The organism is Spongiactinospora sp. 9N601, from assembly GCF_044326295.1.
In the GTDB taxonomy this organism is placed as follows: Bacteria; Actinomycetota; Actinomycetes; order Streptosporangiales; family Streptosporangiaceae; genus Spongiactinospora; species Spongiactinospora gelatinilytica.
The window spans coordinates 643,519-669,036 of the sequence record NZ_JBIRBB010000002.1; the positions used below are offsets into that span (position 1 = coordinate 643,519).

The 25,518-nt window shown below is 71.2% G+C and carries 23 protein-coding genes; 15 read left to right on the forward strand and 8 right to left on the reverse strand.

Annotated elements, in window-relative coordinates:
• Nucleotides 1–15: 15 nt before the first annotated feature.
• The 3 genes from ACH34R_RS06605 to ACH34R_RS06615 form a co-directional block, all read right to left on the reverse strand.
• Nucleotides 16–1,755 carry an acyltransferase family protein gene (locus ACH34R_RS06605; RefSeq protein WP_397560376.1) on the reverse strand — a complete coding sequence of 580 codons (1,740 nt, stop codon included), beginning with the start codon at nt 1,753–1,755 and terminating at the stop codon, nt 16–18.
• 306 nt (nt 1,756–2,061) lie between these two features.
• On the reverse strand, nt 2,062–4,188 hold the full coding sequence (locus ACH34R_RS06610) for an LCP family protein (RefSeq protein WP_397560377.1): 2,127 nt from the start codon (nt 4,186–4,188) through the stop codon (nt 2,062–2,064).
• A gap of 267 nt (nt 4,189–4,455) precedes the next feature.
• Nucleotides 4,456–5,949, reverse strand: a complete 1,494-nt coding sequence (locus ACH34R_RS06615) for a hypothetical protein (protein WP_397560378.1) — start codon at nt 5,947–5,949, stop codon at nt 4,456–4,458.
• A gap of 72 nt (nt 5,950–6,021) precedes the next feature.
• Between ACH34R_RS06615 and ACH34R_RS06620 the strand changes: the two genes are divergently transcribed.
• The 11 genes from ACH34R_RS06620 (at nt 6,022) to ACH34R_RS06670 (ending at nt 17,292) form a co-directional block, all read left to right on the forward strand.
• Complete coding sequence (locus tag ACH34R_RS06620; protein ID WP_397560379.1) at nt 6,022–8,427, forward strand: hypothetical protein; 2,406 nt, start codon at nt 6,022–6,024, stop codon at nt 8,425–8,427.
• A 55-nt stretch (nt 8,428–8,482) separates the two neighbouring features.
• A complete protein-coding gene (locus ACH34R_RS06625; RefSeq protein WP_397560380.1) occupies nt 8,483–8,758 on the forward strand; it encodes a hypothetical protein in 276 nt (91 codons plus the stop codon).
• Nucleotides 8,755–9,180 (forward strand): PIN domain-containing protein, encoded by a 426-nt coding sequence (locus ACH34R_RS06630; RefSeq protein WP_397560381.1) that lies wholly within the window; start codon nt 8,755–8,757, stop codon nt 9,178–9,180. The genes ACH34R_RS06625 and ACH34R_RS06630 overlap by 4 nt, the downstream gene beginning before the upstream one ends.
• A gap of 55 nt (nt 9,181–9,235) precedes the next feature.
• Nucleotides 9,236–10,189 carry a permease-like cell division protein FtsX gene (locus ACH34R_RS06635; RefSeq protein ID WP_397560382.1) on the forward strand — a complete coding sequence of 318 codons (954 nt, stop codon included), beginning with the start codon at nt 9,236–9,238 and terminating at the stop codon, nt 10,187–10,189.
• Nucleotides 10,186–11,016, forward strand: a complete 831-nt coding sequence (locus ACH34R_RS06640) for a permease-like cell division protein FtsX (RefSeq protein ID WP_397560383.1) — start codon at nt 10,186–10,188, stop codon at nt 11,014–11,016. Before ACH34R_RS06635 ends, ACH34R_RS06640 begins: the two co-directional genes overlap by 4 nt.
• 63 nt (nt 11,017–11,079) lie before the next feature.
• Nucleotides 11,080–12,024 (forward strand): glycosyltransferase family 2 protein, encoded by a 945-nt coding sequence (locus ACH34R_RS06645; protein WP_397560384.1) that lies wholly within the window; start codon nt 11,080–11,082, stop codon nt 12,022–12,024.
• A 15-nt stretch (nt 12,025–12,039) separates the two neighbouring features.
• Nucleotides 12,040–13,104 (forward strand): glycosyltransferase family 4 protein, encoded by a 1,065-nt coding sequence (locus ACH34R_RS06650; protein ID WP_397560385.1) that lies wholly within the window; start codon nt 12,040–12,042, stop codon nt 13,102–13,104.
• 36 nt (nt 13,105–13,140) lie between these two features.
• Complete coding sequence (locus ACH34R_RS06655; RefSeq protein ID WP_397560386.1) at nt 13,141–13,983, forward strand: methyltransferase domain-containing protein; 843 nt, start codon at nt 13,141–13,143, stop codon at nt 13,981–13,983.
• On the forward strand, nt 13,980–14,939 hold the full coding sequence (locus ACH34R_RS06660) for a lysylphosphatidylglycerol synthase domain-containing protein (RefSeq protein ID WP_397560387.1): 960 nt from the start codon (nt 13,980–13,982) through the stop codon (nt 14,937–14,939). The genes ACH34R_RS06655 and ACH34R_RS06660 overlap by 4 nt, the downstream gene beginning before the upstream one ends.
• Before the next feature lie 91 nt (nt 14,940–15,030).
• Complete coding sequence (locus ACH34R_RS06665; protein WP_397560388.1) at nt 15,031–16,152, forward strand: glycosyltransferase family 4 protein; 1,122 nt, start codon at nt 15,031–15,033, stop codon at nt 16,150–16,152.
• A 27-nt stretch (nt 16,153–16,179) separates the two neighbouring features.
• A complete protein-coding gene (locus ACH34R_RS06670) occupies nt 16,180–17,292 on the forward strand; it encodes a sugar phosphate nucleotidyltransferase (protein ID WP_397560475.1) in 1,113 nt (370 codons plus the stop codon).
• 6 nt (nt 17,293–17,298) lie between these two features.
• On the opposite strand, the gene ACH34R_RS06675 is transcribed toward ACH34R_RS06670, so the two are convergent.
• The 4 genes from ACH34R_RS06675 to ACH34R_RS06690 all read right to left on the reverse strand — a co-directional run bounded on the left by ACH34R_RS06675 (nt 17,299) and on the right by ACH34R_RS06690 (nt 21,660).
• Nucleotides 17,299–18,243 (reverse strand): CU044_5270 family protein, encoded by a 945-nt coding sequence (locus tag ACH34R_RS06675; RefSeq protein ID WP_397560389.1) that lies wholly within the window; start codon nt 18,241–18,243, stop codon nt 17,299–17,301.
• On the reverse strand, nt 18,243–18,806 hold the full coding sequence (locus ACH34R_RS06680; RefSeq protein ID WP_397560390.1) for an RNA polymerase sigma factor: 564 nt from the start codon (nt 18,804–18,806) through the stop codon (nt 18,243–18,245). The genes ACH34R_RS06675 and ACH34R_RS06680 overlap by 1 nt, the downstream gene beginning before the upstream one ends.
• A gap of 232 nt (nt 18,807–19,038) precedes the next feature.
• Nucleotides 19,039–20,214, reverse strand: coding sequence for an alpha/beta hydrolase family protein (locus ACH34R_RS06685; RefSeq protein WP_397560391.1), 1,176 nt, complete (start codon nt 20,212–20,214; stop codon nt 19,039–19,041).
• 537 nt (nt 20,215–20,751) lie between these two features.
• Nucleotides 20,752–21,660, reverse strand: coding sequence for an RCC1 domain-containing protein (locus ACH34R_RS06690; protein ID WP_397560392.1), 909 nt, complete (start codon nt 21,658–21,660; stop codon nt 20,752–20,754).
• Nucleotides 21,661–21,996: 336 nt separating this feature from the next.
• Here ACH34R_RS06690 and ACH34R_RS06695 point away from each other — a divergent pair, with 336 nt between their 5' ends.
• The 3 genes from ACH34R_RS06695 to ACH34R_RS06705 all read left to right on the forward strand — a co-directional run bounded on the left by ACH34R_RS06695 (nt 21,997) and on the right by ACH34R_RS06705 (nt 23,929).
• Nucleotides 21,997–22,830, forward strand: coding sequence for a helix-turn-helix domain-containing protein (locus ACH34R_RS06695; RefSeq protein WP_397560393.1), 834 nt, complete (start codon nt 21,997–21,999; stop codon nt 22,828–22,830).
• A complete protein-coding gene (locus tag ACH34R_RS06700) occupies nt 22,812–23,033 on the forward strand; it encodes a DUF397 domain-containing protein (protein ID WP_397560394.1) in 222 nt (73 codons plus the stop codon). The genes ACH34R_RS06695 and ACH34R_RS06700 overlap by 19 nt, the downstream gene beginning before the upstream one ends.
• A gap of 140 nt (nt 23,034–23,173) precedes the next feature.
• Nucleotides 23,174–23,929, forward strand: a complete 756-nt coding sequence (locus tag ACH34R_RS06705; protein ID WP_397560395.1) for an aminoglycoside adenylyltransferase domain-containing protein — start codon at nt 23,174–23,176, stop codon at nt 23,927–23,929.
• 84 nt (nt 23,930–24,013) lie between these two features.
• On the opposite strand, the gene ACH34R_RS06710 is transcribed toward ACH34R_RS06705, so the two are convergent.
• The gene (locus ACH34R_RS06710; RefSeq protein ID WP_397560396.1) at nt 24,014–24,397 is read right to left on the reverse strand and encodes a hypothetical protein; all 384 of its coding nucleotides are present in this window, start codon (nt 24,395–24,397) and stop codon (nt 24,014–24,016) included.
• 211 nt (nt 24,398–24,608) lie between these two features.
• On the opposite strand from ACH34R_RS06710, the gene ACH34R_RS06715 reads away from it, so the two are divergent.
• Entirely contained in the window at nt 24,609–25,511 is a 903-nt protein-coding gene (locus ACH34R_RS06715; protein WP_397560397.1) for a DNA-3-methyladenine glycosylase family protein, read from the forward strand.
• Nucleotides 25,512–25,518 lie beyond the last annotated feature (7 nt).

Below are 25,518 nucleotides of genomic sequence, written 5' to 3' on the forward strand. Positions count from 1 at the left end.
AACGACCGTTTAACTTCAGGACTTTCCGCGTTGTACCTTCTGTCCCCTGGAGCCGGTGGCCGGCTTGCTGGGGCGGCGATACAGCCAGGTCAGGCGGGGTTCGATGATCCACTTGAACAGGGTGCGCGTCCCGGGCAGGCACAACACGATCGCCAGCGTGAAACAGCACGCCATGATCGCGATCGCCCCCAGCGGGCCGTACAGCCAGGGCAGGCTCAGCCAGCCCATCTCCTTGGCGATCATGACCGGGACGCCGTGCAGCAGGTACGCGTACAGCGTGCGGGTGCCGAGATCGGTGAACCACGTCTGGCGGCGCGGCACCAGCGCCAGCACGGCGAACGACATCGCCAGCGCCGCCACCAGCAGGGCCGCACGCAGGCCGAGGCCCATCCACCAGGAGAGGTTGAGGTCGCTGTAGCTGTCCTTGAAGTAGATCGGGGCCAGCTTGACGCGCGGGGCGATGATGATCGCCACCGCGGCGGCGGAGGCGAGCGTGACCGCTGCGATGATCTTGACCCACGGCCGGTTCAGCAGCTCGAAGTGCTCGGGCTTGACCATCAGGCCGAGCACGAAGAAGGGGAGCAGGCCGAAGAAGCGGTCGAAGCTGAAGTCGCCGGATATCTCCGAGAAGCCGGACAACAGGTAGATGGCCACGGCGACCAGCAGCGGCTGTTTCATCCGCCGCCACACGGGGGTGGACAGCCGCCACAGGAGCAGGGCCAGCAGGTACCAGTTCAGCCAGGCCGGATCGATGATCGTCAGGCTCCACTTGGCGCCGAACGCGGAACGCAGCGCGGCGTAGCCGACCTCCACGATCAGGTACGGGATCAGGAAGGTGTCGACCAGCTTGTTGGTCTTGGCGTTGGAGTTCCAGAAGTTCCGGCTGAGGTAGCCGCTGATCAGCACGAACAGCGGCATGTGGAAGGTGTAGATGAACAGGTACGCCGAGCGCGCCGACCCGGCGTCCAGTGTGGGCACCAGTGCGTGACCCATCACCACCAGCGTGATCAGCAGGAACTTGACGTTGTCCAGGTACGGCTCACGCTGCTTGCCGGGGCGTGCGGCGGGCTTCGGGGCGGGCTTCGGGGCGCTCGCCCGCTTTCCGGAGGCCGGAGGGGCCGCTTTGCCGGGTACGTCGCCTGGTCGCGGGGCGTCGGGCCGCTGGACCGCAGCGTGGGGCGGGGTGGCCGCCTCCCTGGTGGGGGAGAGGAAGCCATGCTCGCGGGCCGGGTCGATCGCGGGGAAGTCGTGCGGGCGGACGTCGGCGGCCGGGATGGCGGGGGAACCGTGCGGGCGGACGCCGGTCGCCGGGATCGCGGGGGAGTCGTGCGGGTGCGCGTCGGCGGCCGGGATCGGCGGGAAGCCGTGCGGGGCCGTGTCGTCGAGCCGGAGCCCGGGGGGCTCCTCCCGGTGACGCGGGTCTTGTGAGAAGCCGTCCGGGCGGCTCGTCAGGTTCTGGCGGTGATGGCCGTTGAGGCTCGGCGCGTCCTGACGGGCCTCCGGCGGGCCCGGGGCGGGCTGTGGGGCCGCCGCGGGCGCGCCGGGCGGCGTGAACCAGTCGCTGGGCCCGGCGGCGGGCGGATAGGGGCTGCGGCGGGCGGGTTCGCCGTCCAGCGGGCGGCGCGGCGCCGGTGTGCCCGCGGCCTCCCGTACGGTCTCCGCACCGTGGGCGGCACCGGTTTCGGGGGCCCGATAAGGCGGCTCGTGATCGTGCCCGGGTCCTCCGTCCGAGCCGGACTCCTCGTGGCGTGGCACATGACGATCGTTTTGATCAGGGGAACCGCCGGAGCGGGCGCCCTCCGCGTCGTGGCTCCGCAAGCCCGGGACCTGGAAGGTGGATCGGGTGTCACTCACAGGGAAAAGCTCTGCTATCTGTCGGAGTCAGTGAGCAGTCGGGCACGCCGTCAAGGCGCTGGGCGAGGACATCGGTGCTCGCCTCACCGACCCGACCACCCTAACGGGCTCCTTGATCATATGTAGCGGTTGCCGCCGAATCCCCTGCGGGAACCCAGGGAATCGTTACGAATCCGCCCGATCACGCGGTCCGCCGACCCGCTGGGTTCACTGGCACGGGTCGGTCTTGGCGTTGACGACGCTGCCCTTCAGGTCATCCGGAATCTTGATGGGGGCCTTCACGCCCTCCCAGTCGGCGCCCACGATGAGCTGGACGACCGGCGCCCCGCCCTCACCGGCGCCCGCGCCCGTGGCCGGGGAGGCGGTCGCCGTGGAACCGGGTCCGGGGGTCGCGGCCGTGGCGGTGTACGGCTCCACCTGTACCGGCTTGATCTTCCCGGCCTGCGGCGAGACCTTGGAGAGCAGCTTGGCGGCGATCGGCGAGGCGTAGTCGGCGCCGTTCGCGGCCTTCCTGCCGTACAGGACCTGGGTCTTGGGCACGTCCACGCCACCCGCCCTGGCGTTGCCGACCTCGACGACCTTGAAGCCCTGGGCGGTCAGCGCGTCGGCGACCTCCTTGGCCCTGCCCGGCACCGTGGTGCCGTTCAGCACCTGGACCTTGATCTGCGCCGGCTTGATCACCGGCTTGGCGGGAGCGGTGCTCTTCTCGCCGGGCGTGGGGGTGGGCTTGGGCGCCGGCTTGACCTCGATGTCGCTCTTGATGGCGGCGAACAGTTTGTCGGCGGCGGGCTGCTTCCAGATGACGCGGTTGTCGTCGTCGGGGTGCGGCCCCCAGGGCACGGTGATGAACTGCACGCCGTTCGACGTGAGCTTCCGGGCGCTCTGCGCGATCTGGACCAGCGTGTCCGGGTTGTTGGCCAGTTCGGGGTTCATCTTGACGGACTTCGTCGCGGCCTTGATGAAGGCCCACAACTGGCCGGGGTCGGTGATCAGGTCGCTGCTGGTGGCCTTCTTGACCACCTGGGACAGGAAGACCTGCTGGCGCTTGATCCGCTGAATGTCGCTGCCGTCGCCGTAGCCGCGCAGCCGTACGTAGCCGAGGGCCGCCTCGCCCTTCAGGTTGTGCCAGCCGGCCTTCAGCTCCAGCTTCGCCTTGCGGTCGTTGACCGGCTGCTTCAGGCACACCCGGATGCCGCCGAGGGCGTCGACGATGTTCTTGAAGCCGGTGAAGTCGATCTCGACGAAGTGGTCGATGCGGACGCCGGTCAGCGATTCGAGGGTCCTGATCGTGCAGGTGATGCCGCCCTCGTTGTAGGCGGCGTTGATCATCTCGACCCTGGGCGGGAGCGTCGCCGAGCCGTTGCCCCCAGGGCAGGACGGGATCTGCACCACCGAGTCGCGCGGGAAGCTGATCAGAGTGGCCTTGTCCCGGTCGGGGGAGATGTGCATGAGGATCATGGTGTCGGTGCGCTTGCCCGCGTTGAGCATGTACTTGCCGTACTTGAGGTTGTCGCCTTCGCGGGTGTCGGAACCGACGAGCAGGACGTTGAGCGCGCCCGTGCTGTTGGGCGGGCGCTTGTCGCCGAGCTTGGAGTTGAAGTCCTCGGTCTCGATGCCGTTGGACAGCGACCGGTAGAGCGTGTAGCCGGTGAGCGTGCCGGCCACCATCAGGCCGGTCAGGGCGATGCTGCCCCAGGCCAGCAGGCGCATCTTGCCCCCGCCGCCGTCGCCGTCCTTGCGCCGGCGGCCGGTGCCCCCGTCGTCGTCGTTCGGCGGCTCGCCTCGCGCGGACCTGTCGTGCCCCTGCTCCGGGTGGCCGGTGCGCCCACGGCCGCGTTCGGGGTGTTCTGCCTGGTCGGCGAGCGCGGCCCGGCGGGAGCGCCTGCCGCCCTGCTCGGCGTAACCGGTCTGCTCGTAGCCCGTCTGCTCGGGGCCGGGATCGGCGTAGGCGGACCTGCCGCGCCGCGGGCCGGGCGCCCCGGTACGGCCCCGTTCGGCGTACGCGTCATGCTCGGTGCCAGGGTCGGTGAATCCAGAACGACCGGCGCGCCCCTGCTCGGGGTATCCGGCGCGGCCGGGGCCCGCGGGGGTGTGGCCCCCGCGCCCGTGTCCGTGGTCCTGGCCCGCGCGGCGGTCGAAGGCGAGCGGCCGTTCGTCTCTGCGGCGGCGGGGAGCGGTGCGGTCGGGGTCCGGCGGGTCCGCCTGGCCCGCGTGGCGGCGGCGCTGGTAGCCCGCCGGGTCGTCCGGCGGCTCGCCCGCGGGGGTGCCACGGGCGGCGCGGCGCGCGGCGCGGCGGCCACCCGGTTCCTGAGGATCGACCCGATGCTCGGTCACGGGGCCTCCTTCGCCGGCGCCTTCGGCGGCCACATGACGGGCCGCCTGATCGCTCGCTCGCTCAAGGTCCCCTTCCCTGGTCGTGCGAGGCTCGCAGCCGCGAGCACCCCGGGTTCACCTGCTCGTCGCGAAAAAGGGTAGGTCAATCATCCGGTGCCGGAGGTCATGATCGAGCGAATCGGTCCATGACCATTTCCGGCTTCGCCGTGGTGATCTGGTTGCTCAGCATACTCAGATTCGGACATTTCGTGGAATGTTTGGGGATACCTACTGCGATAGGGTATCTGCCTGCGTGTCTTCCCGGCGTACGCAGATCACCGCCGCCAGCGTGGCCAATGGTACGGCGGGCAGCACGTACCGGTAGTCGAACTCCGCCACCGCCGCAGGGGTGACCAGTAGCACCCACGCGACCGTCCATGGAAGGGTCCATACCGCGCGTTTCCACGAACGCGGCGGGAAGCCGGAGATCGCGCCCCTGACCGTGCCGAGCCGCCGGGCCCGCCGTACGAGCCTGGCCAGGACCGCGCCCGGCGGGATCAGCAGCACCGCCAGCAGCCCGATCCCCGGCAGGTGGACGACGTCCTGGTAGGCCCGCAGCATCCCGGCGAACGGCTCGACGATCCGCGTGCCGATCTCGCCCTCCTCATAGACCTTGGCGGCCTCGGCCCCGACCCGCGCGGGATAGCGGCCGGGCGGCGGTGGGGGCCGTTCCGGGAACTCGTAGTACGCGTACACCTCGGCGTCCGGATAGACCGGCCGGTCCCACGCGAACGTCCGGGTCAGCTCCGACACCACCGATCCGACGTACGCAAGCGGCTGGCTCCTGATCGCCAGCAGCGCGAACCGCCCGGCCAGCGAGTCGTTTTCGGCCGAGAACGTGATGCCGGGCCGTCGCACGAGCGGGGAGCCGACGGACCAGATGTACTCCTGCGACGGCGGGCGCATGGACGGCGGCAGCGGGTCGCAGAGCTGCGCCAAGTCCGGCGGCGGGCGCATCACCGAGCAGTCCGCGAACGACATCGTGCGGGCGTAGAGGAACACGCCGTTCGCCCCGACCAGCCCGGCCCGCTGGTGGCTCGCGTAGAACCAGCCGCCATAGACGAAGATCGGGATCAGGGCCGCCGCCGCCATCACCCCGGCCCGTACGGCCCGCCCCCGCGCGCCGCGCCGCCGATCCTCGCCCGCCTCCCCGGCCTCCAGGTCGGCCGGGCGGAGCAGCAGCCACGCCCCGATCACGATGATCAGCGGCAGCCCGACGGACCTGGTCAGCGTGGCGGCGGCGACCAAGAGCCCGATCGCGCACGCCGTACGCCGCCGGGGCGCCCGCGAGATCCCCAGGCACACCGCCGACAGCACCAGGAACGCGAACAGCGTGTCGGAGACCAGCAGGTGCTCAAGCTCGATCTGGTAGGCGTCCAGGAGCACCGGCGCGGCGGCGAGAGTGGCCGCCCAGCGGGGGGCCCGCAGCCGCCGCGCGACCGTGTGCACCAGGACGCCGATGGTCACGCCGAGCGCGTGCTGGACGAAGACGACCAGCCCGAAGGAGTGGAACGGCCGGAGCAGGAGCAGGAAGAAGGAGTAGCCGGCCGGGCGTACCAGGTCGGGGCTGGGCCGCATGGCGGTGACGACGTAGGTGTAGGTGTCGGGGAACCACAGGGCGGGCTGGAAGCCCAGCATGGCGAGGACGCGCAGCAGGACGCCAAGGGCGAGCACGCCGGCGAACCATCGGTTCGCGGTCATCCACAGCCGTGGCCGGGTCACGCCACCTCCGTTGTCCACAGGCGAGGCCGGATGCGCCGACTCGGCGGCGATCCCCCGTTAGGCTCGCGCTCAGTGTTGAAAGGTACCGGTTTCGACCTCGCACGGTGGCCACGAGCGGGCCGGGTGCTCGCCGTGGGCTCCGCCGTGCCCGCCCTCGCGCTGGCCGGCTGGCTCACGGCGGCTCTGCCGCTGCTGCTCTTGGGCCGCTTCACGCCCGTGTTCGCCCTGCTCACGGGCGTGCCGCTGGCGGTCCTCGCCTGTTGGGCGGGAGGGCGGCGAGTGTCCGCCCCGATCGAGGGGCGCGCCTGGCACGTCGTGGCGGTCTTCGCCGTCGCGATCGGGTCGGGCGTGTTCAACGCGCTGCTGCACGCCGAGCAGCTCATCGTGCGGCGCGACCCGGCCACCTACGCGCTGAGCGCGGCCTGGGTCGCCGAGCACGGTTCGCTGCCGATCCCCTACCAGGACGCGGCGTTCGGCGGGCGTGACCCGGCGCTGCTCTTCGACAGCGTCGGGTTCTACGACTTCGAGGGCGCGGTCGTCCCGCAGTTCGTGGCGGGGCCGTCGCTGATCTACGCGATCGGCCACTGGGCCGGGGGCGTGACCGGCCTGCTGCTCACCCCGGCCGTCCTGGGGTCACTCGCCGCCCTCACCGTGGCGGGGGCCGCCGCCCGCCTGATCGGTGGCCGCTGGGCCCCTCTCGCCGCCCTGGCCTTCGCGATCAGCCTGCCCATCCTCTACACCTCCCGCACCACGTTCAGCGAGATCCCCTCCCTGATCATGATCTTCGGCGGCCTGATCCTGTTCGTCGACGCCACCACTCCTTCCCGGGTCGCCAAGGGCGGGCGGCGGGTGGTGGCGGGGCTGGCCGGGGTGGTGTTCGGGCTGGCCACGCTGGTCCGCATCGACGGACTGCGCGACATCCTGCCCGTTCTCGCCTTCGCCGGGCTGCTGATCGCGCTCGGGCGCGCCGGGCGGGCCCGCGGAGGTGAGGGGCCGGGCGGGCTCGGCGTCTGGCTGCTGGGCGGCCTGGTGCTGGGGGCCGGGGCCGGTTTCACCGCCGCGTGGCGGCTGTCGATGCCCTACCTCGACTATTTGCGAGGTTCGCTGGTCCCGTTGCTGCTGATCTGCGCGGCCGTGCTGGTGGTGGCCGCGCTGGGCACGGCGCTCGCCCCGCGACTTGCCGCGCTGCGCCTGCCGTCCCGCCTGCCCGACGTCGTGGCGGCGCTGATCGTCGCGGCCATGCTGATCCTCGCGGCCCGCCCATGGTTCCAGACCGTGCGACGCGTCCCCGACAACGAGTATGACCGCCGGACCAGGGATTTCATCGAGGCGATCCAACGCGGCAACGGCCTGCCGCCCGACGGCACCCGCCTCTACTACGAGCACAGCCTCACCTGGGTGACCTGGTACGTCGGCCTCCCGGTGGTCCTCCTCGCCACCCTCGCCGCCGCCATCCTGGCCAGACGCCTCACCACGTCCGTTAGTTCCAGAGCCGGCAGGTCGGCCGGGACCATGGAGGCCCCTGTGCCGACCCCCAACGCCGGCATCGCCGGGGCCCATGAGCCTGATCAGGCGCCCGGAGTCGGGCCGCATGGAGCCGCCGAGGCCGATGACGCGATCACCGGGACCAGCAGGGCCGACGGGGCCGAGGCGATCACGAGGGCTGCCGTCCCGGTCAACGGGGCCGATGGCGCGATCATCGGGGCCGGTGCGGGTGATCAGAAGTCTCGGGCAGAGGCCGGGGTACATGGGGCCGTTGGGGCTGGTCGCGCCGGAGGCGCGGGCCGGGTGGCCGGGGGCGGTGGGCTGGGGTGGGGGGTGGCGTTGGCGATCATCGGGTGGACGACGTTCACCACGTTGTTGTTGCCGGCCATCACGCCCGACCATCCCTTCGCCTCCCGCCGCCTGGTCCCCGTGGTCGTGCCCGGCATGGTGCTGCTCGGCGTGTGGGGCCTGCGCTGGGTGCTCGCCCAGGCCCGCAGGAGGGGGTACGGCCCGCGGGTGCGGCGCGTCCTGGCCACGGCAGGGGTCGTGCTGGTCCTGGTACCGCCCGCCTTCGTGTCCGGCGGCACCGCCTTCACGCCGGTCGAGCGCGGCGAGGCCGCCGCCGTCGCCGGTCTGTGCGCGGCCATCCCCCCCGACGCGTCGGTGCTGCTCGTGGAGCGGGTCACCGGCGACCGCTTCGCCCAGGTCGTCCGTGGCCTGTGCGGCGTGCCTGCGGCCCGTGTCCGCATGCTCCCCACCATCGACAAGGAGGTGGCCCAGGCCGCCGACGTCAAGCGCCTGATGACCCGCATCCGCCAGGCAGGCCGTCGCCCGGTCCTGCTCGCCGCCGCCCAGGCCCAGCTCACCCCCTACGCCCCGACCCCCCGCCACGCCTTCCACCTCCGTGCCCGCCAGGACGAACGCAGCCTCACCTCCCCCCCGGACACCACCTGGTCCCTGTCCATCGACGTCTGGATGGCCGTTCCTCGATAAGATTCCTACCGCCTTCCTACTACAGGCATCCACTGGTGGTAACATCGTCCTCGTGATGATGGCGGTGCGTAAGCTGTCGGTGTCCTTGCCCGAGGAGGTCGCGGATGCCGTTGTGGCGGCGGCGGAACGGGCCGGGCTGACGGTGTCGGCGTGGATGACACGTGCCGCGGCGAATTCCGCGCGGATCGAAGCGGGGCTCGCGGCGGTGGCCGAGTGGGAGGCCGAGCACGGTGTGATCGCCGCCGGGGAGTTGTCGCAGGCGGCGGCGGTGCTCGCCGACGCTGACGCGCGGATGTTCGGCGGAGCGGATGACGCGCGGCTGATCGGATGAGGGCGAGCGCGCCGCGCGCGGCGCTCGTTTACGATGCGGGCGCACTGATCGCCGCCGAGGCGAACCGGCCGCGGATGTGGCGGTTGCATCGGCAGGCGCTCGACGAGAAGCGCCGGATCATCGTGCCGGTGCCCGTGCTCGCACAGGTGTGGCGTGGCTCGGCCCGGCAGGCGTCGCTGGCACGGCTGTTGTTCGGCTGTGAGATCGCCGATATGACCGAGCGAATCGGCAAGGAAGCCGGGGTGCTCTGCGGAAGGGTGGCCGCCCGGCGGCGAACGGCCCCGGTGGATGTGGTCGATGCGACCGTCGTGGTTGTGGCGATCATGGCTGCGGCCGCGATCCTCACTTCCGATCATGATGATCTCGTCGCATTGACCGATGCGGCCGACCCGGTGATCCGGCCGGCGTTGATCGAGGTGTGAGCGTACTTTCCGGATCGCCGCCCTGTAGGACCGCGAATCCGTCATATTTGGGCATATGACGTCGGAGTCTGGAAATTCCGAGGTGTTGTCCTTCGACGGGGAGCCCGGTGCGGCGTGGCGGGGCAAGGTCATTTGGGTGGTCGCCGCGGTGGTGCTCTTGGGGCTGGTGGTGGGCGGGGTTCGCCTGCTGGTGCGGCCGGCCGGGCCGTTGCCGCCGCCGGAGGGGCCGTGGCCGATGACCGGGGAGTACACGGTGATGCTCTGCAGCGGGCAGTGCCCGGCTCCGACGCGGGAGCAGCGGGCGGCCATCGAGGCCAGGCTGCGAGCCATGCCGCAGGTGGAGACCGTCGAGTTCGAGTCACGGCAGGACGCCTACGACAGGATGGCGCGGGAGGGCGCCGGCCTCCTCGGGCTGCCCCTCCACTATCTGAAGGCGGACGACATGCAGGAGTCGTACCGCGGGAGGCTTCGGACGAGTGAGCGGGCACAGGCGTTCACGGGAGAGGTCGGCCGCCTGCCGGGTGTCGCGATGGCCCGCGTCAACAGGACATGGTTCTGGAAGGGCAAGGCGGACGTGGCCGTACTGCTCTGCCAGCCGCCGGAGGAGCGGATGGAGGACCACCTGATGAACGACTACCGGACGGTGGGGGACCGGCCGAAGGACCCGTGCGAGGGCCGTGGCGGCGTGACCCGCGAGGAGCGGGACGCCGTCGCGGCCCGGCTCGCCGCGATCGACGGCATCCGCGCGCTCTACTTCGCCGACGAGAAGCACTCCAGGAAGGTCCGGGCGCACCTGGATGGCGACGATGACTTTCAGTCCGCCATCGCCCCGCCGGGGAAGGGCAATGGCGGGGCCGCCGGTTTCTGGATCAAGATCGATGACACCCTGGCCGTACCCGCGATCCGCCGAGCCGTCACCGATCTGCCCGGTGTGTCACTGGTCTTCCGGGTGGCCGACCGGGTCTCCTTTGCCGCGGGCCCGCGAAGTGGGGGATATTCGGGCGTGTGACGTCGACCGCGGAGGAAGTGGAGTTCGGGCCCGAGCCGGGGCGCGGCCGAGTGTGGGGCCGCCGGGTGCTGGGCGGGCTGGCCGCGCTGCTGGTGGCCGGGGTGGCGGCCTGGGGAGTGCAGGTGGCGCGGCGGGTGCCGGTGCCGCCGCCGGACGGGCCGTGGCCGGCCGCCGGGGAGTTCCGGGTCGAGCTGTGCGGGCCGATGTGCCCGCCGCCCACGCGGGAGCAGCGCCGGGCCATCGAGGCCAGGCTGCGGGCCATGCCCGGGGTGACCGCGGTGCGCTACTGGTCGAAGCAGGAGGAGTACCGGGAGTTCGCGCAGCGGGTGACGAACGCGGAGTTCCTCGCCACGGTCGAGGTGGCCGACATGGGGGAGTCCTTCCGGGGTGGGCTTCGGCCGCAGGTCCACCCCCTGGCGTTCGTCGAGGAGGCCGAACGCCTGCCAGGGGTCGCCGCCGCGTACGTCGAGCGGCCCGGCTTCTGGCTGGGCAAGGCCGACCTCGCGGTGCTGATGTGCCCGAAGACCCCGCCGCTGGACCCCAAGGATCCCTGCGCCGGCCGCCAGGAGGTCACCGACCAGGAGAAGGACCGGATCGCCCAGCGGCTTTTCGAGACCTCGGGAGTCGGGGAGGTCTACTTCAGCGACGCGGACCATTCCCGCAAGGTGGAGGAGCACGCGATGGTCTACTCGCGCCGGCACCGGGACGACGAGTCCAGGTCCGTCGGTTTCTACGTCAAACTGGAGGACAAGGCCGCCGCCGGGGCCGTCGAGCGCGCGGTGGGCCGTCTCCCGGGAGTGCGCCGGGTGACGGCCGTCACGCGTTAGGGCGGGCCGGAAAAGGGCGGATGTGCATCCGAGCCCCTGTGGGGAAAGGTATTCTCGCCCGTCATGAGCCCGCCCGAAGCGCCGGAGACCGGATCAACCGTGGAAGAGAAGCAGGCGGACACTCCGCCGTACGTCACGATCGTCCTGCCCTGTTACAACGAGCAGGACCACGTCGTGGCCGAGGTCGAGCGCATCTGCAAGGCGATGGACCACAGCGAGTACACCTATGAGCTGGTCGCGGTGGACGACTGCTCCACCGACGAGACGCTGAACAGGCTCAGGGAGGCCGCGCCGAGGTTTCCGCACATGCGGGTGCGCGCCTTCCACCGCAACGGCGGCTCGGGCACGGTACGCCGGATCGGCACACAGGAGGCGCGCGGCGAGATCGTCGTGTGGACCGACGCCGACATGTCCTATCCCAACGAGCGCATCCCCGAACTGATCGACGTGCTGCACAAGGACGCCGCGATCGACCAGGTCGTCGGCGCGCGGACCAGCGAGGAGGGCTCGCACAAGCTGCTGCGGGTGCCGGCCAAGTGGTTCATCCGCAAGGTGGCCGAACGGCTGGCGGGCCAGAAGATCCCCGACCTCAACTCCGGCCTGCGCGCGTTTCGCAAGTCGGTGTCCAGGCCGTACCTGCGGTTGCTGCCGCCCGGCTTCTCCTGTGTCACCACGATCACGCTGGCCTTCCTGTCCAACCAGCACGGCGTCTACTACATGCCGATCGAGTACAGCAAGCGGGCGGGCAAGTCGAAGTTCGGCTTCGTGTCCGACGCCTACCGCTACATCCTTCAGGTGCTGCGGATGGTCATGTACTTCAACCCGCTGAAGGTCCTGATGCCCCCCGCGCTGGGGCTGACCATGATCGGGTTCGGCAAGGGCGTCTACGACGTGCTGCACTACGGCTTCTACCTGACCAGCAACGCGGTCGTGACGTTCCTGTCCGGCATGCTGATCGGCTCGGTGGCGCTGCTGGCCGACCTGATCGTCCGCTCCAGGAACGACTAGAGGAACGACCAGCCGATGCGGATCGCCATCGTCGGCCCGACATATCCCTACAAGGGGGGCGGGGCCCAGCACACCACCGAACTCGCCCACCGGCTCGCCGCCCGGGGCCACGACGTGGTGATCGAGTCCTGGCGCGCACAGTACCCGTCGTTCCTCTACCCCGGGCGGCAGACGATCGACACGCCCGAGGGCACGCCGTTCCCCAACGCGCTGCGCGCGCTGGACTGGCGGCGGCCGGACGGCTGGGTGCGCTGCGGGCGGCGGCTGCGCGGCGCCGACCTGGTGGTGCTGACCGTGCTGAGCCCCGTGCAGGTGCCCGCCTACCTGGGCATTCTGGCCGGCGTCGGCCGCCGCACCCGCGTGGCGGCGCTCTGCCACAACGTGCTGCCGCACGAGCGCAAGCCGTACGACACGCCGCTGATGAAGGCCCTGCTCAAACGGGTCGACCGGGTGCTCGTCCACTCCGAGCAGCAGGCCGGGCTGGCCCGCGGGCTCGCCGCCGCGCCGGTCGTGGTGGCCGCGCTGCCGCCGCACCTGCCCGCCGCCGGGACGGCCGCGGCGGGCGGCGAGGTGCGGCGCAGGCTGCTGTTCTTCGGGATCGTCCGGCCCTACAAGGGGCTGGACCTGCTGCTGCGCGCGCTCCCCGACGGGATCTCGCTGACCGTGGCGGGCGAGTTCTGGGGCGGCCTGGACGACACCCGCGCGCTGATCGGCGAACTGGGCATCGGCGACCGCGTGGAACTGCGGCCCGGCTACGTCGCCGCCGACGACGTCCCGGGCCTGTTCGCCCGCGCCGACGCGCTGGTGCTCCCCTACCGCAACGCCACCGCCAGCCAGAACGTCTGGCTGGGCCACGAGCACGGCGTCCCGGTGATCGCCACCCGGGTCGGGGCGCTGGCCGACAACGTCACCGACGGCGTGGACGGCCTGCTGGTCGAACCGGGGTCGGTACCGGCGCTGCGCGCGGCGATCGAACGCTTCTACGAGCCCGGCGAGCCCGAACGGCTGCGCGCGGGCGTCAAGTCCGTCGATCCCGAGCCGTTCTGGACCGCCTACGGCGACCGCCTGCTCAACGGCTGACCCAAGGACCACCCGGCCCCGGTACTGTTGTGCGGCGTGGGAAGCCAACGTCAGGCGCAGCTCGAATACTCCGAGTTCCAGGCCGCGATGCTCGACGAGGCGAAGCGGCGCAGGAAGGCCGCCAAGATCATCGCCGTGCTCGCGCACTTCCTGGGACGCACCGGCGACGCCCCGCTGGCCGGGCTGACCGTGGCCGACGTCGGCTGCTCGGCCGGGTTCATCGCCGACGAGCTGGCCGCCGCCGGGGCGGCCCGCACCTTCGGCCTGGACATCGACGTGCCGGGGCTGCGCAAGGCCGCCACGCGGTTCGGCGAGCGGGTGGAGTTCGTGTGCGCCGACGGCACCGCCCTGCCGTTCCCCGACGGCTCGATCGATGTGCTGGTCTTCAACCACATCTACGAGCACGTCGTGGACCCTGACGCGATCATGGCCGAGATGCGCCGGGTGCTCGCGCCGACCGGCGTGCTCTACCTCGGGCTGGGCAACCGCCTCGGCATCATCGAGCCGCACTACAAGCTGCCCTTCCTGTCCTACCTGCCGCCCGCCCTCGCCGACCGCTACGTCCGCGCGAGCGGTCGCGCGGACAGCTACTACGAGCGCTTCCGCACCCGCAGGGGCCTGCGCAAGATGGTCAGGGGCTTCCGGGTGCACGACTACACCTTCCCGGTGCTCGCCACGCCCGAGCGGTTCGCGGGCGGCGAGCTGTTCCCCGGCGTGGCCGGCAAGGTGGTGCGCGCGGTGCTCGGCGGCATGCCGCGCGCGGCGCTGCGCGCGTTGCTGCCGCTGGTACCGACCTACCTGTGGGTGGCGACCATCGGCGACCTGCGCCCGGCCGGAATGCCGCTGCCCCAGCCGCCCGACCGGGTGCGTCCCCTTTGAGGATCACCGTCAAGGGCGCGGTGCGGATCGGCTTCCTGGCCGTCGCGCTGGGCTTCGGCACGTGGGCGGTGGCCCGCGAATGGGACTCGGTGGTCACCGGGTTCTCCCGGCTGTCGTGGACGTCGGTGCTGCTGTCGGTGGTCGCGGTGATCGCCGCGCTGGGCGGCGGGATGCTGACCTGGCGGGCGCTGCTGGCCGACCTGGGTTCGCCGCTCCCGGTACGCCAGGCGGCCAAGGTCTTCTTCGTCGGCCAGCTCGGCAAGTACATCCCCGGCTCGTTGTGGCCGGTGCTCGCGCAGATGGAGATGGGCCGCGACCTCGGCGTCCCGCGCTCGCGCAGCGCCGCCGCGTTCTTCCTGACCATGCCGATCCAGATGGCCGGCGGCCTGCTGGTCGCCGCCGTGACCCTGCTCACCGCCGGGCCCGCGGCGATCGGCCCCTACGCCTGGGCGCTGCTGCTCGTCCCGGTGCTGGCCGTACTGCTGGAACCGCGGGTGATCAACGCGGTCATCGGCCTCGGGCTGCGGCTGCTGCGCCGCGAGCCGCTGGAACGCGCGCTCACCCGGCGCGGCATGCTCGGCGCGCTCGGCTGGTCGCTGGCCGGCTGGGCCGCGTACGGCCTGCACCTCGCCGTGATCCTCGGCCAGTCGGGCGCGACCGGCGTGTCGGGGGCGCGTCTGGTGGTGTTCGCGACGGGCGCGTTCGCGCTGTCATGGTGTCTCGGCATCATGACGTTCGTGGTGCCCGCCGGGGCCGGAGTGCGCGAGCTGGCGATGGTGGCCGTGCTGTCCCCGGTACTCCCCCAGGGGCCCGCCATCGCGGTGGCCCTGACCTCCCGGATCGTGCTGGTGGCGGGCGATCTGCTGTGCGCGGGCACGGCCGCGCTGGCGGCGCGGTCGGCGGCCGTACCTGAGGCCGGGCCACAGAGTGACAAGGCGCCCCGAAATGCCCTGTGATTTACCGCACGTTTTCGGGGAGGCTGGCAATAGAGTTGTCTGGAGAGGGGGACGCACGGTCCCGCGTGACCATGGAGGGGAGCGATCAGTCTTGTCCCTTCGAGTGCTCCTCGACGCGGCAGCGGTTCCGGCCGATCGCGGTGCTCTGAGCAGGTACGTCGATGGGCTCGTCGCCGCCCTCGACCATGCCGGCGCCGATTTCGCGGTGGCCTGCCAGCGCGCCGACGCCGAGCGCTACCAGCGGCTCGCGCCGTCCGCGCGCGTGCTTTCAGGGCCGCCGTCCATCACCAACCGGGCCGCCCGGCTCAACTGGGAGCAGACCAGTGTGCCGGTGCTCGCCCAGCAGGTCGGCGCGCAGGTGATCCACGCGCCCTACTACTCGATCCCGCTACGGTCGGGCATGCCGACCGTGGTGACCGTCCACGACGTCACCTGGTTCACCGACCCCGAGCAGCACGGCGCGGTCAAGGCCGCGTTCTTCCGCTCGGCCACGCGCAGCTCGGTGCGCCACGCGACCCGCGTGGTGGTGCCCTCCAAGGCCACCAGAGACGAGCTGGTCCGGGTGCTGTCCGCCGACCCGACCCGGATCGACGTGGCCTACCACGGGGTCGATCACGGCATCTTCTACCGGCCCGCCGAGCAGGAGATCAAGCGGGTCGCCGACCGGCTCGGCCTGCACGGCCAGCCGTATGTGGCGTTCCTGGGCCCGCTCGAACCGCGCAAGAACGTCCCCAACCTGATCCGCGGCTTCGCGCGCGCGGTCGGCGGGTTCGCCGAGCCGCCGGCGCTGGCGATCGCCGGGGGCATCCGTGACGAGGGCGTCGAGGCGGCGGTCGCCGAGGTGTCGGCGACGGTCCGCGTGGTCCGGCCGGGTTACCTGCCGTTCGCCGACCTGCCGGGGTTCCTCGGCGGCGCGCTCGCGGTGGCGTTCCCGTCCCGGGGCGAGGGGTTCGGGCTGCCCGTCCTTGAGGCGATGGCCTGCGGCGCGCCCGTGCTGACCACCCACCGCACGTCGCTGCCCGAGGTCGGCGGCGACGCCGTCGCCTACACCGAGCCCGACATCGACAGCATCGCCCAGGCCCTTTCCGACCTGCTCGGCTCGCCGCTGCGGCGCGAACGGCTGGCGTCGGCGGGCCTCGACCGGGCCAGGGAGTTCACCTGGGAGGCTTCGGCCGAAGCACATCTCACGTGTTATCAGCGCGCGGTCGAATAGTGCACTACGCTCGCGGGGGTGACGGAGATTTCCTCCCCCCGCCGCGCTGACCTGGAAGGTCGCGGTGATCTCGAAGCCATTCTGCTCGTCGGTGGCAGGGGCACCCGGCTGCGGCCGCTGACTTTGGGAGTGCCCAAGCCGTTGCTGCCCACGGCCGGTGTCCCCTTCCTGGCGCACCAGCTCGCCCGGGCCCGCGCGTACGGCGTGCGCAGGATCGTCTTCGCCACCTCCTACCGGGCCTCGATGTTCGCCGAGGCGTTCGGCGACGGCTCCGCCTTCGGGCTGGAGCTGGCGTACATGACCGAGGACACCCCGCTCGGCACCGGCGGCGCGATCCGCAACGCCGCCGAGGCGCTGACCTGCCCGCCCGGCGCGCCCGTGCTGATCCTCAACGGCGACATCCTGTCCGGCCACGACATCGGCGCGCAGGTGGAGCGGCACGTGACCGCGGGCGCGGCGGTGACCCTGCACCTCACCGAGGTGGACGACCCGTCCAGGTTCGGCTGCGTGCCGACCGACGAATCAGGGCGGGTCACTGCATTTCTGGAGAAGACCCCCAACCCGGTGACCAACCGGATCAACGCCGGCTGTTACGTGTTCACCCGCTCGGTGATCGACACCATCCCGGCGGGGGAGGTCGTCTCGGTGGAGCGGGAGACCTTCCCCGGGCTGATCGAGGCGGGCCAGCAGGTCCTCGGTTACGCCGACCGGACCTACTGGCTCGACGTCGGCACGCCCGCCGCGTTCGTGCAGGGCTCCCGTGACCTGGTCCTCGGCAGGCTGCCCTCGCCCGCGCTGCCCGGCCCGCCCGGGGAGGTGCTGGCCCTGCCGGGCGCGCTGATCCCGGCCGGCGCCAAGGTCGGTGGCGGCACGGTGGTCGGCGAAGGGGCGGTCGTGGAGTCCGGGGCGCAGGTGAGCGGCAGCGTCATCGGCGCGGGGGCGGTGATCGGCGCGGGCGCGGTGGTGTCCGACTCGGTGGTGGGCGCGGGCGCGCGGATCGAGTCCGGCGCGGTGGTGCGCGACTCCGTGGTGGGCGACGAGGCCGTGGTCGGTCCGGGCAACGAACTGCGGGCAGGCGCCCGGCTGTGGCCGGGGGTGCACCTGCCCGCGTGCGCGGTCCGGTTCTCCAGCGACGTCTAGCCGCGGCTAGCGCTGACCGGGACGGTCCACCACCTTGGCCTCCAGCCGGGCCGTCAGGGTGAGCGGCGTGCCCGCCTTGACGAAGAGGGGCGGCTCGTTGGTGTACTCCATGGTGTGGTCCTTGACGGTCACGCCGTAGGTGCCGAGGAACCGGAAGTCCACCGGGTCGAGGATGAGGTCATATCGTGTCCAGTCGCCGGTGTAGCTGAACGCCACGCCCTTCCTGCCGTCGGCGTCCTGGACCTCCTGGGTATAGGTGACCCCGGGGATGGTGGGCAGCGCGCGGAACAGCGCCGCCCGCACCTCTGGGGACAGCGCCTGGGTGCCCATGAGCTGGTAGACGGCCTGGAAGAGCCGTTCGTCCAGGGAGGGCAGGGGGTCGTCCGAGGAGAGCTTCTCCTTCTCCAGGACGGCCCGGATCCTGCCGAGCACGCCCTCCGGCGTCACCGGCGGCTCGGCCAGGTCGTTGTCGCCGAGGCCGGGGTGGTTGCCCTGGATCAGCAGCTTGCCACCGGTGTGGTACCAGGCCACCTGCTCGCCGTCCACGCTGGTCCACTGCTCCCAGGTGGTCCGCTTGGACGGCTCCACACCGAATTTTTCGTTGGAGGGAGCCTGGAGCTCCTTGATGTAGAGCCACTGGCCAGGGTTCGGCGTCATCCCTTTGTCGTCGTAGGCGGCCTGGGCGGCCCGTTCGCCCAGGTCTCTGACGCTCGCCACCGGAGACATGCCCGACTGGTCGCGGGCCAGCATCGCACCCGCCCCGATGGCGACGGCCAGGGCGCCCGCGATCGCCAGCCGCAGCCCGAGCCGTACGCCGTGCGACCGCCGCCGGGGCCGGACCGGCTCGGGGACCTCGCCCCGCGCCGCGGCCAGCAGCCGCTGCCTGGCCGCGATCTCGGCCCGCTCGGTCATCGGCGGGGTGCCGCCGCGGAATTCCTTGATCGTGCTCATCACAGCTCCTCTTCCCCCAGCGTTGCCCTGGCCTTCTTCCTGGCCCGATGCAGGCGCGACCGCACGGTTCCGAGCGGGATCCCCAGCGCCTGCGCGACCTCCTCGTAGCTGAAGTCCTCCCAGGCGACCAGCAACAGCACGTCCCGGTCGCCGCGAGAGAGCGCCGCGAGCGCCCCCGCCAGCTCGCGTTCCCTGTCCAGCGCGGCCACCCGGTCCAGCACCGCGTCGGCCTCGGCCTCGGGCAGCGGATCGACGCCGGTGCGGGCGAACGCCCGCAGCATCCGCTCCTCCTGCCGGCGGTGCCGGGCGACGAGCGTGGTGGCGATGCCGTACAGCCAGGGACGGGCCATCGGCACGGAACGGTCATAGGTACCGCGCCTGCGGAAGGCGGTGAGGAAGGTCTCGGCCACGATGTCATCGGCGGCCTGCGTGCCGATCCGGCGCGCCGCGTACCGGTGGATCTGTCGCGCGTACCGGTCGAACAGCGCGGCGAACTGCTCGGGGTCACCCTCGGACCGCCGAATCAGCTCGGCGTCGTCGAGCTCGGCCGTCTCAATGGTCAACGGCCCTCCTTAGTGAGATCGGTCGTTCATCACGATGTCTCCCGCAGGCGGCCACCGAGTTCACGGCCGGGCTTCGGCGGCGGTGGTACCAGACCCGCACGCCCGCCTCGGCGAGAAGGACGCCGCCCCGGTGCCCGGCTGCACGCCTGCGATCTTGCGTGTACAGGTCCGCGAGGGCGAGGCCGAGATCGTCACCGCCGACGACCTCGGCCCGGCGTGTTCGACTCGGGCGTCACTTCCAGAACTTGACCTCGGGGAAGGTCGTGGAAGGCCCGTCCAGCACCGGCCGGTCCGCGCCGCGCAGGTGCCGGTCCATGAACGCCGTCACGTATGCGCGCGTGATCTCCACCTCCCGCGGCGACCCCTTGGTGACCAGCGGGTAATCGGTGAAGGAGCCGTGGTCGCCGCCCTCCACCGTGATCCAGCGCTTCCATCCCGTCATCCGGGCGTAGTCGCGGGCCCAGGTGGTGTCCCGGCCGCCGGGCTCGTGTACCTCGCCCGCGCCCATCAGCATGAACGGCCGCTTCAGCCCCGCCTCCGGCACGGGCACATGGAAGGCGCCGTCCATGTTGATCCCGGCCCGCACCCGCTTGTCCCGCAGCATCGTCCAGGACGCGCCTGCGCCGCCGAGCGAATGCCCGGCCATGCCGATGCGCGAGCGGTCGATCAGCCGCGCCCCCTTCCACACGGGCCGCCGCCCGAGCAGCCGGTCGAGCACGAACGACACGTCGGCCTGCCGCCCCCTTACCGCCTTGTCCCCGAACTTCCGTATGTCCGCCTCCTGCTCCACGCAGGCCACGCAGCCGGCCAGCCGCCCGCCGGGCAGGCTCGTGCCGTGCGACTCGTGAACGTGATCGATGCCGGCCACCACGTAGCCGTGGCTGGACAGTTCCTCGGCCAGGCTGGTGAGCGACGCGCGGGAGAGGGTGAAGCCGGGGGAGAGCACGACCAGCGGCAGCGTGCCCTTGCGCCCGGCCGGGCGGGCACCGGCCACCGCGTGCGTCCTGGCCTCGCTGAGCATCTCCTTGGGCACGTCGGTGATCTTCCTGCCCTCCAGGAACGCCTGCGCCTCCGGGCCGGTCATGTACGGGGCGGCGCGCCCACCGCCGCCCTTCTTCGCCGGGTACCACACGGAGACCATGAGCTGCCTGGCCTTCTCCGCCGGCACCCACGGGTCGGGACGGCTCCGGTCCACAAGGTGGAACGTGACAGCGCCCACCGGCTGAGCCCCGCTCGGCCGCGGCAGCGCCAGGGGGGTAGTGGGGGCCGTCGTGGAGGTCGAGGCGACGCTCGTCGCGGGCGCGGCGGCCGGGGCGGAGGCCGCCGCTGACGACGCGGGCGGCAGGACGGCGAGCAGGGCGAGCAGGCCCACGGCCGCGCCGCCCACCGGGCTGATCTTCATTGTCATGACGTCCATGCTTCCGACCCGGCCGGAGCCGCACATCGTTCCAACGTGCGGCTTTCCCCTGCGACTCAGGTCGGCACGCACCTGCGACTCCAGTGGCACACGTCCTTCCAAAGTCGCAGCATGAGACCGCGGCGGCGGCCGACGCCACCTCATGGGCACACGGGCCGACCCAAGAAGGCCGACCGGCCTTGCTCGGACCTCCTCTACGTGCGCGACCCGCTCAGTTCGAGCCCCCTCGTCCGAAGCGTCGGGCTGCAACCCTGCCACGGTCGCCGACGTCCCGGAAGGTGGTGGTCCGGGCGCGGTGCGAGTACGACCGGGAACTCCGCCGCTCCTTCTCCGGCGCGCCGCGTACCAGTGGATCTGTCGGGCGATCGGCTCGGTCGAACTCGGATCTCGGCTCGATGGGGCCTACCGGGACCTTGGGAGGGCTGCCGTGGAGAGCCGGCCAGATGGGGGCCGCCGAAGGGCCCCGAGGGGACGGCTGTGGGGAGCCGGTCGGCCGTACCGGCTCCCCACGGTTCGACGGCTAAAGGATCACTTGATGGCGAGGTTGAAGTAGCCACCCGCCGAGATGGCCTTCACACCCGTGGTCGCCACCGACGGCACGGTGCTCTGTCCCTGCGCGTTGTACCACCACGCCACCACTTGCCCGTCGTCCTTCAGCGCCAGGCTGTGCTGCGAGCCGGCGCCGATCGCGACGACGTGGTCGTCCACCTCGATGGGCATGTCGAGCTGGTGGTAGTTGTTGTTACCCCATCCGATGACTCTGCCGTTTTTGATCGCCAGCGTGAACGTCGAACCGGCGGCGATCGCCGTGACTCCGGACCTGGCCTCCGCGGGGATCGTGCACTCTCCGAAGTGGTTCGGCCCCCAGCAGATGACCTCCCCGTCCTTGAGCGCGACGCTGAAGTACATTCCGGCGGCGATCGCGTCCACGCCGGACAGCGCCTCGGCCGGAACGTCGGTCTCCCCGTGCGAGCCGAAGCCCCACGCGATGACCTTGCCGTCCTTCAGTGCCAGGCTGTGCAGGTATCCGGCCGAGACCGCGTCCACGCCGGCCTGGGTCTCGACGGGCGGAGCCAGCGTGCCGCCGGGCTGCGTGAACCGGCCCCAGGACCACACCTTGCCATTCTTGATCGCCAGATTGTGCTTGTAACCTGCCGAAATCGCCGTGACGCCGCCCCTGCGCAGGTCGATCGGCACGAACGTGCGGTCATCGCCCGGGTTGCCCCACGCGATCGGCACGCCGTCCTTGAGCGCGAGCCCGTGCGCCAGCCCGGCCGACACCTGCGTCACGCCGGACGAGACCGAGTCCGGCGGCGAGGACTGCCCGTCGTAGTCACTGCCCCACGCGATCACCTGCCCGGCCACGGACGTCTCCGCCGCCCCGGCCGCACCCTGCGCGATGGTAGCGACCAGCGCGAGCCCCACGGCGATCGTCACCGTGAGTAGTCGCCTGCCACTGTGGCGAATAGCCATCTTCCTCCCTTGTTTCGGGGTTGTTGATCTCCATCCAAGCACCCGGGTCCGACAAAAAGATCCGATGTCCCCCACCCTCCTCGGAGTCGGCGGCCTCATCCGGTCACCGATCGCCGCCTGCCTCGCGTCCCCGCCTGCGGTCGTGCTGGAGCCCGTTGCCCTGGTCCATGTGGACGGCGTTGGTACGCGCTTGGCGACGCTTGTTGACAGTCATTGAATCCGGGTTCCAGAACAGAAGGTCTCTCGGTGTATTCGTGTGATAACTGTGTGCAATGAGTGGGCGAAACCGGAGGAGGGGGCATGGCGCAGCAGGTCGGGGTCACGGAGACCCCCGCGCAGATTTTCGGACGCGAGCTTCGTCGTCTGAGGAAGAAGGCCGGGCTCACGCAGACGCGGGTGGCCCGGTCCTACGGCTGTTCCGGCAGTCTCATCTCCGGGATAGAACGTGCGATCAGGGTGCCCCAGCTCGACTTCGCCGAGGCGATGGACCGGCTTTTCGGTCTGACCGACACACACTTCTTCGAGCGTCTGGCCGACCGGATACACCGCCCGATCGGCGGACCGCACTGGTATGCCCGCTGGGCAGAGGAGATCGAGCCCGTTGCCGTGGTTCTGCGTACCTGGGACCCGCTGTTGATCCCTGGCCTCCTGCAAACGGCCGACTATGCCAAGGCACTGTTCCGGGGACGGCTGGCTCCAGAGGAAGAGGTCGAGCAATTGACTGCGGCGCGAATGCGACGGCAGGAGATTCTGAACCGGCCGAATCCGCCGACACTATCGGTGATCTTGGATGAGTGGGTTTTCCGGCGGCCGATCGGAGGGCCGGTCGTGATGGCGGAGCAGCTCACACACCTTTTGGAGCTGGCCCAGCGCCGTAACATCACGATTCAACTCGTGCCCTACGACACGTGGTGCTCGGATGGCCTGCTGTCGAGTTTTGTCATCGCGGAACTCGAAGGCGGGCCGACCACGGTGTCCGTGGAGTCGGCCGGTGTGGGCGAAGTCAGTGCGGACCCGGAAGCGGTATCGGCGATTTTGGCGAAATATGACAGAATACGAACCGATGCATACCGGCCAGCCGACTCACTGAGGCTGATAAAGGAAGCTCTGGACGAATGGACCAGCATGAGTTGATGAGGGCAACCTTTTCCGGCAGCATCTGGAGGAAGAGCACTCGAAGTGGCAATACCGGCGGTAACTGCGTTGAAGTGGCTGATGGTGTTCCTGGGCTCGTTGGGGTGAGAGACAGTAAAGATCCAGCGGGGGCGGTGCTGGCCTTCTCGCGCAATGACTGGCGAGCGTTCCTGGAGGAGATCAAGGCCGGCGCATTCCACTGACCCCTCTCTGTGGTCGACTCTCGCGATAACGGCCGGGCAGGCCTTGCGGCCTCGAAACCCGAGTCGGTGTTCTGATCGGCTACCGCAGCCTCGGTGCTGCGGCTCGGACGGGTCGGCCTCGGGAACCTATAGTGCTGATCATGGACGTGATGCTGGAGCGCTACGCCGGTCAGGTCGCTTCCGCGATGGCGGCGGGGCTGGGAGGCCGGTTGGTTGGCGTCTACCTGCATGGTTCGGCGGTGCTCGGTGGGTTCGACGCGCGGCGCAGCGATGTGGACATCCTGGTCGTCAGCGAGGGATCGATGACGGCGGCGGAGCGGTCTGCCGCCGCTGAGGCGCTGAGAGATGAGCGGCTGCCATGCCCCGCGCATGGGCTGGAACTCAGCATCGTCACTCTCCCGGTGGCCCGGAACCCCACGGCATGCCTGGCGTTCGAGTTGCATGTGACCACGGCACCGGACGACTCCAAGGTCGTCGACGGGCACGGACACGAGGGGGACCCGGACCTGGTACTGGGCTTCGCCGTCTGCCGCCAGGCGGGCCGCCTTTTCGGCCCTGGACGCCCGGCGTCCGAGGTGTTCGGGCCGGTCGCCGACGATCTGGTCCTGGCCCAGCTGGCGCACGAACTGCGCTGGGGCACCGAGCATGCGCTGGGGGAGTACGCCGTGCTCAACGCCTGCCGGGCCTGGCGATTCACGGTGGACCGCGTCCTCGTGTCCAAGCTGGACGGCGGCCTATGGGCGCTCGGCCGTACCTCCGTTCCGGACCGGGAGTTGATCCAGACCGCCCTGGACCGTCAGCGATGCCTGCCCGCCGCCGACCTGGACCCGGCCGCCGTCCAACGCTTCGTCGACCAGGTCATGTCCCGCCTCACCCGGGCATCGGCCATGCCATGAGGACCCTGGTCACGGCCCGGAACGCAGCGGTTCCCCGCACGCCGCCGGGCGGTGTGCGGGGAAACCGGTGAATCGGGGAACGCGTTAGCTGTTGAAGTTGCGGCTACCGCGGCTCACGGTGGTGCCCCGCTCGCCCCAGTAGGTCCGGACCGTGGCGCGGTAGAGGGTGTCCTCGTACGCGGTGGCGAGGCTCCGGCAGGTGCTGCCCGGGTGGCCGTAGGCGTTGTTGTTGTCCCGCCAGGTGTAGGAGGGGCCGCCGCCGTTGACCGGGGTCAGCTTGACCTCGACCCAGCGCTGGCCCTCGCTGTTGTACGCCTGGGCGCAGATGCGGTCGGCACCGTCGTCGTAGGTGATGATGCCGTCGCCGACGCCCCAACTGAACGAGGCGGCGGAGGCGGGCTGCGCGATGGCCAGGGTTGCCGCCGCCACGCCGATCCCGGCCAGCATCGTCTTGAACAAGAGCTTCATGCTTACCTTTCCCCGAACGGACTTTCGCTTACAGAACAATCTTCTCTTGGCCATGTAACGATCATGCGTTAGATGCATGTCCTCTACATAGATCGCGGGTTACGATCAAGACAAATAGCGCATTTGCCACATAAGCCACGGGAGTGCCGCGGTGTGGCCGGCCGGGCCGGTGCCGTACTGGGTTACGGCGAAAGAGGGGCAGACTGGCCAGGTGAAGGAGCGGGTGTGGCGGCCGGAGGGGCCGGTGGATGTGACGCTCGCGTTGGCGGTGCACCGGCGGGGGAGCGGCGATCCGGCGTGGCGGCGTGGGGCCGATGGGGCGGTGTGGCGGACGTCGCGGACCCCCGATGGTCCGGTCACGCTGCGCGTCGCGGTGCGGCCGGCCGAGGGTGCCGTACTGGCTTCCGCCTGGGGTGACGGGGCCGGTTGGGCGCTGGAGATGCTGCCCGCGCTGCTTGGCGCGCACGACGACGCCACCGGGTTCGAGGCCCCCGAGGGCGTGCTCAGGGAGACCGCGCGGCGGCATCCGGGGTTTCGGATCGGGCGCAGCGGCCGGGTGTTCGAGGCGCTGGTGCCCGCCGTACTGGAACAGAAGGTCGTGGGCCGGGAGGCGTTCCGGGCGTGGCGGTGGCTGCTGCGTAAGTACGGCGAGCCCGCGCCCGGCCCCGCGCCCGAGGAGATGCGGGTGTTCCCGCCGCCCGAGGTGTGGCGGACGGTCCCGAGCTGGGACTGGCACCGCGCCGGGGCGGAGGCCGTGCGCGCCCGCACGATCGTCAACGCCGCCCGGCACGCCGCCAAGCTGGAGGCGGCGGCGACCAGCCAGGACGCCGACCGGCTGCTGCGCGCGCTGCCCGGCGTCGGCGTGTGGACCTCCGCCGAGATCCGCCAGCGCGCCCACGGCGACCCCGATGCCCTGTCGGTGGGCGACTACCACCTGTGCTCACTGGTCGGCTGGGCGCTGACCGGCGCGAAGACCGACGACGCCGGGATGCTCGAACTGCTCGCCCCCTTCCGCGGCCACCGGCACCGGGCGGCCCGGCTGGTGGAGCTGAGCGGCGTACGCCCGCCCGCCCGCGGTCCCCGGATGTCCGCCCGCGACTACCGCTCGTTCTGAGATCCCA

Coding starts and splice junctions, on each gene's coding strand:
- ACH34R_RS06625 (WP_397560380.1), top strand. CDS start 8,483: ATGATGGCGGTGCGTAAGCTGTCGGTGTCCTTGCCCGAGGAGGTCGCG.
- ACH34R_RS06630 (WP_397560381.1), top strand. CDS start 8,755: ATGAGGGCGAGCGCGCCGCGCGCGGCGCTCGTTTACGATGCGGGCGCA.
- ACH34R_RS06635 (WP_397560382.1), top strand. CDS start 9,236: ATGACGTCGGAGTCTGGAAATTCCGAGGTGTTGTCCTTCGACGGGGAG.
- ACH34R_RS06645 (WP_397560384.1), top strand. CDS start 11,080: ATGAGCCCGCCCGAAGCGCCGGAGACCGGATCAACCGTGGAAGAGAAG.
- ACH34R_RS06650 (WP_397560385.1), top strand. CDS start 12,040: ATGCGGATCGCCATCGTCGGCCCGACATATCCCTACAAGGGGGGCGGG.
- ACH34R_RS06675 (WP_397560389.1), bottom strand. CDS start 18,243: ATGAGCACGATCAAGGAATTCCGCGGCGGCACCCCGCCGATGACCGAG.
- ACH34R_RS06685 (WP_397560391.1), bottom strand. CDS start 20,214: ATGACAATGAAGATCAGCCCGGTGGGCGGCGCGGCCGTGGGCCTGCTC.
- ACH34R_RS06695 (WP_397560393.1), top strand. CDS start 21,997: ATGGCGCAGCAGGTCGGGGTCACGGAGACCCCCGCGCAGATTTTCGGA.
- ACH34R_RS06700 (WP_397560394.1), top strand. CDS start 22,812: ATGGACCAGCATGAGTTGATGAGGGCAACCTTTTCCGGCAGCATCTGG.
- ACH34R_RS06705 (WP_397560395.1), top strand. CDS start 23,174: ATGGACGTGATGCTGGAGCGCTACGCCGGTCAGGTCGCTTCCGCGATG.
- ACH34R_RS06710 (WP_397560396.1), bottom strand. CDS start 24,397: ATGAAGCTCTTGTTCAAGACGATGCTGGCCGGGATCGGCGTGGCGGCG.